Source organism: Phaeocystidibacter marisrubri, from assembly GCF_008933165.1.
Lineage (GTDB): Bacteria > Bacteroidota > Bacteroidia > Flavobacteriales > Schleiferiaceae > Phaeocystidibacter > Phaeocystidibacter marisrubri.
Genome location: NZ_WBVQ01000001.1, coordinates 189,285 through 202,149 on the forward strand (window position 1 = coordinate 189,285; position 12,865 = coordinate 202,149).

At 47.1% G+C, this 12,865-nt stretch carries 8 protein-coding genes, 2 tRNA genes and 2 rRNA genes; all 12 read left to right on the forward strand.

Going from position 1 to position 12,865, the window contains the following annotated elements:
• Window positions 1-16: 16 nt before the first annotated feature.
• The 12 genes from porV (at window position 17) to F8C82_RS00885 (ending at window position 12,856) form a co-directional block, all read left to right on the forward strand.
• Window positions 17-1,192, forward strand: a complete 1,176-nt coding sequence (gene porV / locus F8C82_RS00830; RefSeq protein ID WP_151691546.1) for a type IX secretion system outer membrane channel protein PorV — start codon at window positions 17-19, stop codon at window positions 1,190-1,192.
• A complete protein-coding gene (gene cdd, locus F8C82_RS00835; protein ID WP_151691547.1) occupies window positions 1,192-1,665 on the forward strand; it encodes a cytidine deaminase in 474 nt (157 codons plus the stop codon). The genes porV and cdd overlap by 1 nt, the downstream gene beginning before the upstream one ends.
• A 49-nt stretch (window positions 1,666-1,714) precedes the next feature.
• Window positions 1,715-2,710 (forward strand): pyruvate dehydrogenase (acetyl-transferring) E1 component subunit alpha, encoded by a 996-nt coding sequence (pdhA, locus tag F8C82_RS00840; RefSeq protein ID WP_151691548.1) that lies wholly within the window; start codon window positions 1,715-1,717, stop codon window positions 2,708-2,710.
• Window positions 2,711-2,734: 24 nt separating this feature from the next.
• Window positions 2,735-3,970, forward strand: a complete 1,236-nt coding sequence (locus F8C82_RS00845) for a pyruvate dehydrogenase complex dihydrolipoamide acetyltransferase (protein ID WP_151691549.1) — start codon at window positions 2,735-2,737, stop codon at window positions 3,968-3,970.
• Between the two features lie 164 nt (window positions 3,971-4,134).
• Window positions 4,135-4,380, forward strand: coding sequence for a FeoA family protein (locus F8C82_RS00850; protein WP_151691550.1), 246 nt, complete (start codon window positions 4,135-4,137; stop codon window positions 4,378-4,380).
• A complete protein-coding gene (gene feoB, locus F8C82_RS00855; protein ID WP_151691551.1) occupies window positions 4,377-6,485 on the forward strand; it encodes a ferrous iron transport protein B in 2,109 nt (702 codons plus the stop codon). Before F8C82_RS00850 ends, feoB begins: the two co-directional genes overlap by 4 nt.
• Complete coding sequence (locus F8C82_RS00860; protein WP_151691552.1) at window positions 6,485-6,631, forward strand: FeoB-associated Cys-rich membrane protein; 147 nt, start codon at window positions 6,485-6,487, stop codon at window positions 6,629-6,631. Before feoB ends, F8C82_RS00860 begins: the two co-directional genes overlap by 1 nt.
• Before the next feature lie 25 nt (window positions 6,632-6,656).
• The gene (locus F8C82_RS00865; RefSeq protein ID WP_151691553.1) at window positions 6,657-7,352 is read left to right on the forward strand and encodes an SDR family NAD(P)-dependent oxidoreductase; all 696 of its coding nucleotides are present in this window, start codon (window positions 6,657-6,659) and stop codon (window positions 7,350-7,352) included.
• 637 nt (window positions 7,353-7,989) lie between these two features.
• Window positions 7,990-9,508 (forward strand): 16S ribosomal RNA (locus F8C82_RS00870).
• Between the two features lie 164 nt (window positions 9,509-9,672).
• A tRNA-Ile gene (locus tag F8C82_RS00875) sits at window positions 9,673-9,746 on the forward strand.
• Between the two features lie 15 nt (window positions 9,747-9,761).
• Window positions 9,762-9,835 (forward strand) — tRNA-Ala (locus tag F8C82_RS00880).
• Window positions 9,836-9,979: 144 nt separating this feature from the next.
• Window positions 9,980-12,856: ribosomal RNA gene (locus tag F8C82_RS00885) — 23S ribosomal RNA — on the forward strand.
• Together the 16S and 23S rRNA genes with 2 tRNA genes alongside form the textbook arrangement of a ribosomal RNA operon.
• Window positions 12,857-12,865 lie beyond the last annotated feature (9 nt).

Here is a 12,865-nt window from a genome sequence, read left to right on the forward strand (position 1 = left end):
CAATCTAGAATTACACATGAAGATTAGCAGCCTATTATCAGGCATTTTAATACTTGGAGCTGGAGTTAGTGCACACGCTCAGACGTCAGCTTTTGGAGATCCGAATGTCGTTTCATCTGCAGTTCCAGTACTTGCAATTGGACCAGATGCTCGTCAGGGTGGTATGGCCAACGTTGGAGCGGCAACAGAAGTGGATGCAAATGCCATGTTCTGGAACACCTCCAAACTAGCCTTCATCGGTGATGGAAAAGTAGATTTGTCATTGAGCTATACGCCGTGGCTGAATAAACTGGTTCCAGACATCGACCTGTCTTATGTGAGCTTCGCAATGGGACTCGACGACAAGCAGGCCATCGGAGCATCCCTTCGTTATTTCTCGTTGGGAAATATCACGTTTAGAGATGAAAATGGTACCGAACAGGGAGTGTACAATCCGTACGAGTTCTCGGTTGACTTTGGTTATGCACTGAAATTGTCAGATAACTGGTCTACAGGTATCGCCCTTCGATATATTTTCTCTGACCTTACGCAAGGACAAGTTGTTCAAGGATTACAAAACAGCCCCGGACAATCTGTAAGTACCGACCTTTCTCTTTACTACAGAGGTCGCCTGATGAATTTGCCTGATGGTCAGAAGGGGCGATGGTTAGGTGGTCTTGCCATTACCAACGTTGGTGCTAAGATTAGCTACAGCGATGGTGGAGCTGAAGACTTCCTTCCTACCAACCTTCGTCTAGGTGCGGGTTACGAATACCAGATGGATGAGTACAACTCATTCACAGCGTATGTAGATGTAAACCGTTTATTGATCCCTACTCCTCCAGAGTACGATGAGAACACAGGAGAAATTGTAGCAGGTGAAGATGATAATGTGGGCGTTATTGCGGGCATTATGCAATCGTTCAACCCAAATGCAAAGCCAAATGGTTGGGATGAATTCTGGCAAGAAAACATGTATAACCTAGGTGTTGAATACTGGTACGATCACATCTTTGCGGTGAGAGCGGGTTACCAATACGAGCACGTGAACAAAGGAAACCGTAAGTACTTCACTGCAGGTGTTGGAATTCGATACAATACCCTTGGATTTGACTTCAGTTATTTGTTCCCTGCGAACCAAACTGTGCGATCTCCATTGGAAAATACTTTGCGTTTTACATTGACAGTTGACTTGAACTCAGCGACGAATTAATGAAGAATCACGAATGGTCTGCAACCTTTCACTCGGGTCACATGAGTGAGTTGAGTAGTGCAGATCGTACCTTGATATTGAAAGCAAAAGAAAGTAGGGAGCGTGCATACGCTCCCTACTCTCGTTATAAGGTAGGAGCAGCCGTGCAGTTGTCTGACGGTACAATTGTAACCGGGAGCAATCAAGAGAATGCCGCCTATCCGTCTGGCCTTTGTGCCGAACGAGTGGCCTTGTTTCATGCAGGTGCAGTCTATCCTGAAAGTGAAGTCCAAACCTTGGCTATAATCACCTCTCGTCATGGGGCTATTCCAGCGGCAAGTTGCGGAGCGTGTAGGCAAGTTATGGTCGAATCTGAGAACCGTCAATTGGGCCCAATTCGCGTGATTATGGCGGATGATGAAGGTAACGTTCTGATATCTAATTCAGTAAAAGACCTTCTGCCTTTCTCTTTTGAACCTGACAGATTGGGCTGAGTTCCACTCTATTTGTATTAGATTTGCCATTCGAAAAGTATCCTACAACATGGCTAAGAAGAAGCTCACAAAAGAGGTATACCTCAAGTGGTATGAAGACATGCTCTTCTGGAGAAAGTTTGAAGACATGGCGGCTGCCTTGTATATTCAACAGAAGATTCGTGGTTTCCTACACCTCTACAATGGACAAGAGGCCGTTTTGGCCGGTGCCCTCCTCGCAATGGAGCAGGGAGATAAGATGATTACGGCATACCGTAACCACGTTCAGCCTATCGGTTTGGGTGTTGACCCACGCAAGATTATGGCTGAATTGATGGGTAAGGTTGACGGAACATCACGTGGTAAGGGTGGTTCAATGCACATGTTTAGCAAAGAACATCACTTCTACGGTGGTCACGGTATTGTAGGTGGTCAGATTCCACTTGGTGCAGGTTTGGCGTTTGCCGACAAGTACAAAGGAGACAACAATGTCACGCTGTGTTACATGGGTGACGGTGCTGTTCGTCAGGGTTCTTTCCACGAGACCATGAACTTGGCGATGTTGTGGAACCTACCTGTTATTTTCATCATTGAGAACAATGGTTATGCAATGGGTACTTCCGTTGCAAGAACAGCAAACCACACGGATATCTACAAGTTGGGCTTAGGCTATGAAATGCCATGTAAGCCAGTAGAAGGTATGGATCCAAAAGTGGTATACGAGGAAATGCAAGAGGCTATCGATCGTGCAAAGAGCGGTGGTGGACCAACCCTCTTGGAGATCCGTACCTACAGATATAAAGGTCACTCTATGAGTGATGCTCAGCACTACCGTACCAAAGACGAGGTGGCTGAGTACCAGAAAATCGACCCAATCATCACGGTGAAAGATGTCATCGAGAAGAAGAAGTGGGCAACAGAAGATGATTTTGCAGAAATCGAACAACGCGTTAAAGACCTCGTGAAGGAATGTGTTGATTTCGCGGATGCATCTCCATTCCCAGAAGCACATGAACTTTGGGAGGGAATTTACGTTCAGGAAGATTATCCGTTCATTACCGAATAAGCCAATCGGCAAAAGAATTATCCTATGGCAGTAGTGATTAATATGCCTCGCTTGAGCGACACCATGGAAGAAGGGGTGGTTGCAAAGTGGCATGTGAAAGTTGGAGATCAAGTTAATGAAGGCGACTTGTTGGCGGAAATTGAAACCGACAAGGCAACGATGGATTTTGAAGCATTCCCGGGTCAAGAGGGGAAATTGCTCTACATCGGCGTTCAAGAAGGCGAGACAGCTCCGGTTGACAATATTCTTTGTATCCTCGGATCGGATTCAGATGATGTAGACGCCATCCTCAATGAGCAAGGTGGATCATCAGCAAAAGAAGAAAAGGCGGAACCCGCTGAAGCTGAAAAGTCAGGTGAAAAAGAGACTCCGAGTCCAGCTCCTGTTGCTACCGATTCATCCGACTCTCGTGTGAAAGCTTCACCATTGGCAAAGAAAATGGCAGAAGAGAAAGGTATTTCTCTGAGCCAAGTTTCGGGATCGGGTGAAGGCGGTAGAATTGTAAAGCGCGACATCGACAGCTTTGTTCCAAGTTCGTCTTCTTCTACTTCTACGAGTTCTAACTCTTTCGCAGTTTCTGAAGGATATACAGATATTCCGGTTACCCAAATGCGCAAGACGATTGCTCGTCGCCTAGCTGAGAGTAAGTTTACTGCTCCACATTTCTACCTCACTATTGAGATTGATATGGACAATGCTGTAGCTACTCGCAAGCGCATCAATGACAGAGGAGACGTTAAAGTTTCTTTCAATGACTTGGTGATCAAAGCTGCGGCCGTTGCACTTACAAAACACCCTGCGGTTAACTCTAGCTGGATGGGAGATTCCATTCGTCAGTACGACCACGTGAATATCGGAGTCGCAGTAGCTGTAGAAGAAGGTCTATTGGTTCCAGTAGTTCGTCACGCCAATGCAAAAGGTCTGGTTCAGATCTCTGCAGAAGTTCGCGAATCTGCTCAAAAGGCAAAAGACAAAAAACTGCAACCTTCAGATTGGGAAGGAAACACCTTTACCATTTCCAACTTGGGTATGTTTGGAATTGAAGAATTCACTGCCATTGTGAATCCTCCTGATTCTTGTATCATGGCCGTTGGTGGGATTCGTCAAGTGCCAGTGGTTAAGGATGGTCAAGTAGTTCCAGGCAATGTGATGAAAGTGACACTATCATGTGATCACCGCGTTGTTGACGGAGCGAAAGGAGCTGCATTCTTGCAGACGTTTAAGCAAATGATGGAGGAGCCTGTTTCAATGCTTCTCTAACAGAATACACTGTTTTCAGACAAAGGCCGCTTCGCAAGGAGCGGCCTTTTTTATTTCTTTCAAAAGGATTCAGAATTTTCCGAGATTCCTGCCAAAAGTCATGGTTTAAATACCCAAATATTGAGTATGTTTGCATTACTTTAAAATCAGTCTAAATAAACGGGATGAAATTTAAGAGTGCAGCGGACTTAAGAGTTGGGGAGAGTGGAGTGATCCGTGAGTTCAGCCTTGAAGACTTGCCAGTAAAGCTTTTGGAGATGGGCTGCTTGCCTGGAACTGAGCTTGAGGTGAAACACGTTGCTCCGTTTAATGGACCAATCTACTTCCGCATGGCAGATTATCATATTGCAATCCGTAGGGATCTAGCATCATTGATTCTGTTGGAAGATTCTGTAGAGCATGTAGCATGATCGGAGGTCGCAAGGCCTTGAAAGTAGCGTTGGTCGGCAACCCCAATACAGGGAAGTCGTCACTTTTTAACGCACTTACAGGCCTAAACCAAAAGGTAAGTAACTACCCTGGTATTACGGTTGAGAAGAAATCGGGTTTTTCCAAACTCGATCAAACATCAATTGCAGAAATCACCGACCTGCCCGGTACCTATAGTTTGCATCCTTCGTCGGTTGACGAAGAAGTGGTACTCCGTACACTGACGGAACCCAATAACCCCGATCGTCCAGATGCGATCGTTGCGGTTGCCGATGCAACCAATCTGAAGAGAAATCTCTACCTCTTTACTCAAATACTCGATTTGGGCTTGCCAACTTTGTTGGTGTTGAACATGGTCGATCAAGTTCGCCGTAAGGGAATTGAGATAGATGTTGAAAAGATTGAACGTGACTTTGGTGTCAAGGTCGTTCTAGTCAATGCTCGAAAAGGAGAGGGAATTGATGTTCTCAAGAAAGAGGTCATCAAATTGGCTCCTGAATTTAGAGCTCCTGTATTTGATGTTCGAGAGAAAGCGCCCAATTATGCAGAGAGTGCACGTCAAGTATTGGGCTTGGATGGTGATTACGCCGCATGGTTAGTCGCTACTCAAATAGAAGATCTGAATTATATCGACAAACTGAAAGTTGAAGAAATTCTTCAGTTGAACTTGAGAACGAAGGTTGACACCAAACGTCTTCGTATTCAAGAGACCATTCAGCGATATAAGATTGTTAATGATATCCTAAAGGAGGCAGTTACTGTCTCTCCAGAGAAAGATAGAAGTTGGACCGGACGCTTGGATCGAATCATCACCCACAAGGTCTATGGGGTGATCATCCTCTTGTTTCTGCTTTTCCTCATTTTTCAGGCCATCTTCTCTTGGGCTGAATTGCCCATGAATTTGATCGATATCATTTTTAGTGAATTGAGCATTTGGGTAAAAGAGACCATGGAGCCAGGTGCACTCACATCCTTGATATCAGATGGAATTATTCCAGGAGTGGCCGGAGTGGTCATTTTCCTTCCTCAGATCTTCATCCTCTTTACTTTTATTACCCTTATGGAAGAGACGGGCTATATGGCTCGTGTGGTATTCCTTATGGATAAATTGATGCGTCGATTTGGATTAAGTGGCAAGAGTGTGGTTCCTCTGATCAGTGGTACAGCCTGTGCTATTCCCGCCATCATGGCTACGCGAAACATCGAGAGTTGGAAAGAGCGATTGATCACCATATTCGTTACTCCTTTTACCACCTGTTCAGCTCGACTACCAGTTTACACTGTATTGATTGGCTTAGTCATACCATCTGAGCGGTATTTTGGAGTGAACCTACAAGGTTTGGTTCTAATGTTTATGTACTTACTCGGGTTTGGAGTGGCATTGGGTTCAGCTTGGTTGATGAGCAAACTCATACCTACGAGAAAGACATCTCAGTTCATTTTGGAAATGCCGGCCTATCGCGTTCCATTGTATAAGAATGTTTTGCTGACCATTTGGGGGAAAGGCAAAGCCTTCGTCACTAATGCTGGTAAAATCATCATCGCCATCAGTATCGTATTGTGGGTGATGGCCAGTAACGGTCCGAATGATCACTTTACAGATGCCGAACAATACGTTCGTACTGAATATGCTCAAGTAGATTTATCTCCAGAAGAGTTTGAAAGCAAGGTAGGCAGTTACCGTTTGGAACATTCCTACATCGGTTACCTTGGTCAGGCTATCGAACCGGGCATTCGCCCTTTGGGTTATGATTGGAAAGTGGGCATTGCGCTGATTAGTTCATTTGCCGCGAGAGAAGTCTTTGTTGGAACCATGGCTACCATCTATAGTGTAGGTAGTGAAGATGAAAAGACCGTCATGGAGTACATGGCGTCAGAGAAGAACAAAACCACAGGTGGACCGTTTTTCACCTTAGCGGTGGGAATGTCACTTTTGATGTTCTACGCTTTTGCGATGCAGTGCATGAGTACATTCGCAATTGTGAAGAAGGAAACCAACAGTTGGAGATGGCCAATCTTCCAAGCCGTATTCATGACAGGCTTTGCATATGTTGTATCTTTAATAACCTATCAAATCTTTAGCTGATGGGCGTACAAGAAATCATCGTAGTATTGATTGTTGGCTGGGCGGTATGGACCCTCGTCAAAATGGCTATCCCTAAAAAGAACAGCAAAGGTTGTTCAACCGGCAGCTGCGGTTGCGAAGTGGATGCTCTGAAAGGGGGCAAGTAACAATCCAGAACAAATACCATTATATATGGGCAAAGTAACACTCATAACCGGTGCCAGTAGAGGTATTGGTTACGCTCTTGCATTGGAGATGCACATGCGCGGCCATCATGTAATCGCTTTAGCTCGATCAGAAGATAAGTTGCAAGCGTTAAAAGCGGAATGCAATGACAATCGTATGGAATGTGCCGTTGTAGATTTAGGTCAGCCTGCACAGGTGGATCAATTCATTTCGGCATTGGTAGATAGAGGCTACACTATTTCTCATATGATTAACAATGCAGGAGCATTGGTCAATAAACCCTTTGGTGAAATATCGGCTTCTGAGCTTCGACATGTATATGAAGTGAATGTATTCTCCGTATTCGAATTGATTCAAAAGGCCATGTCGGTATTTGCGGATGACATTCATGTCGTCAACATATCGAGTATGGGGGGATTTCAGGGGGCGCAAAAGTTTCCAGGGTTATCTGCATACAGTTCGAGCAAGGCTGCGGTGGCTTCTTTAACGGAATGCTTACAGGAAGAATTCGGAGAAAAGGGATGGTCCTTTAATGTATTGTGTCTTGGTGCTGTTCAAACCGAGATGCTGGCAGAAGCCTTCCCAGGCTTCAAAGCGCCGGTAAATCCTAGCGAGATGTCCACCTTTATAGCCGACTTTACCGAGGGTGCGCAAAAATTTATCAGAGGTAAAGTGCTGCCAATCAGTAGCACTACGCCGTGAGGCTAGAATTCCCTCAAAAAAACCTTCCCAAAAGGCTTGCGGGGAAGAAAGACTAGCTTACATTTGCAGCCCTCAACAACGAGGACGTTCATTGAAGGTAGCGCAGATAAAGACTAAAGATCAGCGATGGTTGGAGGTTAAAAAATCGGGAGCTAAGGAGAGAAAAAAAACTTTGAAAAGAGTTTGGATGATAAAGAAAAGTCGTTCTATCTTTGCAGCCCTTTTGCTAGGAAGCGTCAAGCGAAACTAGCGCGTTATTTGAAAGGAAAAAACGGCGAAAAAAACTTGGATAAAGTTTTGGTCAGAATAAAAAGCTGACTTAATTTTGCCGCCGCTAAAAGCTCAAGCGATCACATCAATGAGCGCGTTTTTTGACACTAGCGACGGCGAAAAAAAAACTTCAAAAAAGTTTTGGTCAGAATAAAAACCTGACATACTTTTGCCGCCCCTTCCGACAGCAACGAAGCTGTGAGCCGCGAGGTTGACAAGCAGAAACAACGGAAGCGGGGAATAGATTAAGACAAGAAGTTCTTTAACATATTGCGTACAAAGAAAACAAGGAAAGCCAAGCCCTGAGATACTTTGAGACCTAGAGGCGAAAGCCTAGAGGAAACAGCAAAACAGCATCAAACGCTTTACAATGGAGAGTTTGATCCTGGCTCAGGATGAACGCTAGCGGCAGGCCTAACACATGCAAGTCGAGCGGGATTAATTAGCTTGCTAATTATGAGAGCGGCGCACGGGTGCGTAACGCGTATGCAACCTACCTCAAACAGGGGGATAGCCCGGAGAAATTCGGATTAATACCCCATAGTATTATTGATACACATGTATTAATAATTAAAGATTTATCGGTTTGAGATGGGCATGCGTCCCATTAGCTAGTTGGTGAGGTAACAGCTCACCAAGGCAACGATGGGTAGGGGGCCTGAGAGGGTGGTCCCCCACACTGGTACTGAGACACGGACCAGACTCCTACGGGAGGCAGCAGTGAGGAATATTGGTCAATGGACGCAAGTCTGAACCAGCCATGCCGCGTGCAGGATGACGGCCCTACGGGTTGTAAACTGCTTTTGTATGGGAATAAACACCACTACGTGTAGTGGCTTGAAGGTACCATACGAATAAGGATCGGCTAACTCCGTGCCAGCAGCCGCGGTAATACGGAGGATCCAAGCGTTATCCGGATTCATTGGGTTTAAAGGGTCCGTAGGCGGGTCTTTAAGTCAGAGGTGAAAGCCTACAGCTCAACTGTGGAATTGCCTTTGATACTGGAGATCTTGAGTGTGCGTGAAGTAGGCGGAATAAGTCATGTAGCGGTGAAATGCATAGATATGACTTAGAACACCGATTGCGAAGGCAGCTTACTAAAGCACTACTGACGCTGAGGGACGAAAGCGTGGGGAGCGAACAGGATTAGATACCCTGGTAGTCCACGCCGTAAACGATGATAACTCGCTGTCGGCGATATACGGTCGGCGGCCAAGCGAAAGCGTTAAGTTATCCACCTGGGGAGTACGCCGGCAACGGTGAAACTCAAAGGAATTGACGGGGGCCCGCACAAGCGGTGGAGCATGTGGTTTAATTCGATGATACGCGAGGAACCTTACCAGGGTTTAAATGCAGAGTGACAGACTGGGAAACCGGTTTTTCTTCGGACACTTTGCAAGGTGCTGCATGGTTGTCGTCAGCTCGTGCCGTGAGGTGTTGGGTTAAGTCCCGCAACGAGCGCAACCCCTACCATTAGTTGCCAGCGGTTCGGCCGGGGACTCTAATGGAACTGCCAGCGCAAGCTGAGAGGAAGGTGGGGACGACGTCAAATCATCACGGCCCTTACACCCTGGGCTACACACGTGCTACAATGGTAGAGACAGAGGGCAGCGACTGCGCGAGCAGAAGCGAATCTTCAAACTCTATCTCAGTTCGGATCGTAGTCTGCAACTCGACTACGTGAAGCTGGAATCGCTAGTAATCGCGTATCAGCCATGACGCGGTGAATACGTTCCCGGGCCTTGTACACACCGCCCGTCAAGCCATGGAAGCTGGGGGTGCCTGAAGTCGGTAACCGCAAGGAGCTGCCTAGGGTAAAACCAGTAACTAGGGCTAAGTCGTAACAAGGTAGCCGTACCGGAAGGTGTGGCTGGAACACCTCCTTTCTAGAGAAAAAAGAGAGCTGAAGAATAGGTTCTTTAGGGATGAAAGGATTGAGGAGTTTGGTTTTTCCTTCTTTGTATGTAATAGATAATGAGAAAGGCTTGGACCTTTCCTGGTAGGGGCGTCTACCGTAGAGATATGGGAGATGTCATTTAGCAATGAAAACAGTCCCGTAGCTCAGCTGGTTAGAGCGCTACACTGATAATGTAGAGGTCGGCAGTTCGAGTCTGCCCGGGACTACAAGATACCAGAGAAGGGGGATTAGCTCAGTTGGCTAGAGCGCCTGCTTTGCAAGCAGGAGGTCATCGGTTCGACTCCGATATTCTCCACAGTCTGACTTTATGAATACTTTGAACGCGGTAGCAGTATTGGTGTTTAGGGTAGAGAGTTAGAAAAGTTCTTTGACATATTGAATAGAGCAACAAAAAGAATTTCCGGTTGCAAGATGTATATCGTGTTTTGCAACACCGGAAGAAGAAAGTAGATAAGGGCATACGGCGGATGCCTAGGCTTCTAGAGACGAAGAAGGACGTGATAAGCTGCGAAAAGCTACGGGGAGGTGCACATGACCATTGATCCGTAGATATCCGAATGGGGCAACCCGGCATGTTGAAGACATGTCATCCGAAAGGAGGTTAACCCGGGGAACTGAAACATCTAAGTACCCGGAGGAAGAGAAAACAATAGTGATTCCCTCAGTAGTGGCGAGCGAACGGGGAATAGCCCAAACCGATTTTGTTTCGGCAAGGTCGGGGTTGTAGGACTGCGACGTAAGATGCATAATTAAGCTGAACCTACTGGAAAGTAGGACCATAGGGGGTGATAGTCCCGTAAGCGTAGCGTTATGTTATTTTTAGCAGTATCCTGAGTAGGGCGGGACACGTGAAATCCTGTCTGAATCTGCCAGAACCATCTGGTAAGGCTAAATACTCCTAGAAGACCGATAGTGAACAAGTACCGTGAGGGAAAGGTGAAAAGCACCCTGAATAAGGGAGTGAAATAGTACCTGAAACCGTGTGCCTACAAGCGGTCGGAGCATCCATGAGATGTGACGGCGTGCCTTTTGCATAATGATCCTACGAGTTGCTCCTCACTGGCGAGGTTAAGAATTTTAGGTTCGAAGCCGAAGCGAAAGCGAGTCTGAATAGGGCGTGCAGTCAGTGGGGGCAGACGCGAAACCAAGTGATCTACCCATGGTCAGGTTGAAGCTCTGGTAACACAGAGTGGAGGACCGAACCCGTTGACGTTGAAAAGTCTTGGGATGAACTGTGGGTAGGGGTGAAAGGCTAATCAAACTTGGAAATAGCTCGTACTCCCCGAAATGCATTTAGGTGCAGCCTCGGTATTGAGTGTTATAGAGGTAGAGCTACTGGTTGGATGCGGGGGTTTCATCGCCTACCAAATCCTGTCAAACTCCGAATGCTATAACATGCTTGCCGGGAGTGAGGGCATGGGTGCTAAGGTCCATGTCCGAGAGGGAAAGAACCCAGACCATCTGCTAAGGTCCCCAAATGTATGCTAAGTTGATCAAACGTGGTCAGACTGCATTGACAGCTAGGATGTTGGCTTGGAAGCAGCCATTCATTTAAAGAGTGCGTAACAGCTCACTAGTCGAGCGGTCCGGCGTGGATAATAATCGGGCATAAGCATACTACCGAAGCAATGGATTGTATTTATACAGTGGTAGGGGAGCATTCTATTTGCGCCGAAGGTGTGCTGCGAGGCATGCTGGAGCGGATAGAAAAGAAAATGTAGGAATGAGTAACGATAATGCGGGTGAGAACCCCGCACGCCGATAGACTAAGGTTTCCTCAGCAATGCTAATCAGCTGAGGGTTAGTCGGGACCTAACGCGAACCCGAAGGGGGTAGTGGATGGACAACTGGTTAATATTCCAGTACTTGTATATACTGCGATGGGGTGACGAAGCTGTGACAATCCCGCGATCTGACGGAATAGATCGTTAAAGCGTGTAGATATTGACGATGTAGGCAAATCCGCATTGTTAGTCGAACGTGATAGTACTCCAAGTCTTCGGATGCGGAGATAGTGGATGTAATCGTACTTCCGAGAAAAACCTCTAAGCTTCAGGTATATACAACCCGTACCGTAAACCGACACAGGTAGTCAAGGAGAGAATCCTAAGGCGCTCGAGTGAATCGTGGCTAAGGAACTAGGCAAAATCGCCTCGTAACTTCGGGAGAAGAGGCGCCCCACTCCGGTGGGGCCGCAGTGAATAGGCCCAGGCGACTGTTTATCAAAAACACAGGACTCTGCGAAATCGAAAGATGAAGTATAGGGTCTGACACCTGCCCGGTGCTGGAAGGTTAAGAGGAGATGTTATCTTCGGAGAAGCATTGAATTGAAGCCCCAGTAAACGGCGGCCGTAACTATAACGGTCCTAAGGTAGCGAAATTCCTTGTCGGGTAAGTTCCGACCTGCACGAATGGTGTAACGATCTGGGCACTGTCTCGGCCACGAGCTCGGTGAAATTGTAGTATCGGTGAAGATGCCGATTACCCGCAGCGGGACGAAAAGACCCCGTGAACCTTCACTACAGCTTAGTATTGACTTCGGACAAGTAATGTGTAGGATAGGTGGGAGACTATGAAGCGGCGTCGCTAGGCGTTGTGGAGTCGACGTTGAAATACCACCCTTTACTTGTTTGGAGCCTAACCCCTCACGGGGGACAGTGCTTGGCGGGTAGTTTGACTGGGGTGGTCGCCTCCAAAAGAGTAACGGAGGCTTCTAAAGGTACCCTCAGCACGCTTGGTAACCGTGCGTAGAGTGCAATGGCATAAGGGTGCTTGACTGTGAGACCTACAAGTCGATCAGGTACGAAAGTAGAGCATAGTGATCCGGTGGTTCCGCATGGAAGGGCCATCGCTCAAAGGATAAAAGGTACTCCGGGGATAACAGGCTGATCTCCCCCAAGAGCTCACATCGACGGGGGGGTTTGGCACCTCGATGTCGGCTCGTCACATCCTGGGGCTGGAGAAGGTCCCAAGGGTTGGGCTGTTCGCCCATTAAAGTGGCACGCGAGCTGGGTTCAGAACGTCGCGAGACAGTTCGGTCTCTATCTGCTGTGGGCGTAAGAAATTTGAGGGAATCTGACTTTAGTACGAGAGGACCGAGTTGGACGTACCGCTAGTGTACCTGTTGTGGCGCCAGCTGCACCGCAGGGTAGCTATGTACGGAAGGGATAAGCGCTGAAAGCATATAAGCGCGAAGCCCATCCCGAGATGAGATTTCTCTTAAGGGTCGTTATAGACGATGACGTTGATAGGCTACAGGTGTAAAGGCAGTAATGTCATAGCCGAGTAGTACTAATTACCCGTGAGCTTTTTTCTTCCCGAAAGT

Bases quoted from the DNA above. Each gene is read 5' to 3' on its own strand.
- porV (WP_151691546.1), top strand. From the start codon at position 17: ATGAAGATTAGCAGCCTATTATCAGGCATTTTAATACTTGGAGCTGGA.
- cdd (WP_151691547.1), top strand. From the start codon at position 1,192: ATGAAGAATCACGAATGGTCTGCAACCTTTCACTCGGGTCACATGAGT.
- pdhA (WP_151691548.1), top strand. From the start codon at position 1,715: ATGGCTAAGAAGAAGCTCACAAAAGAGGTATACCTCAAGTGGTATGAA.
- F8C82_RS00845 (WP_151691549.1), top strand. From the start codon at position 2,735: ATGGCAGTAGTGATTAATATGCCTCGCTTGAGCGACACCATGGAAGAA.
- F8C82_RS00850 (WP_151691550.1), top strand. From the start codon at position 4,135: ATGAAATTTAAGAGTGCAGCGGACTTAAGAGTTGGGGAGAGTGGAGTG.
- feoB (WP_151691551.1), top strand. From the start codon at position 4,377: ATGATCGGAGGTCGCAAGGCCTTGAAAGTAGCGTTGGTCGGCAACCCC.
- F8C82_RS00860 (WP_151691552.1), top strand. From the start codon at position 6,485: ATGGGCGTACAAGAAATCATCGTAGTATTGATTGTTGGCTGGGCGGTA.
- F8C82_RS00865 (WP_151691553.1), top strand. From the start codon at position 6,657: ATGGGCAAAGTAACACTCATAACCGGTGCCAGTAGAGGTATTGGTTAC.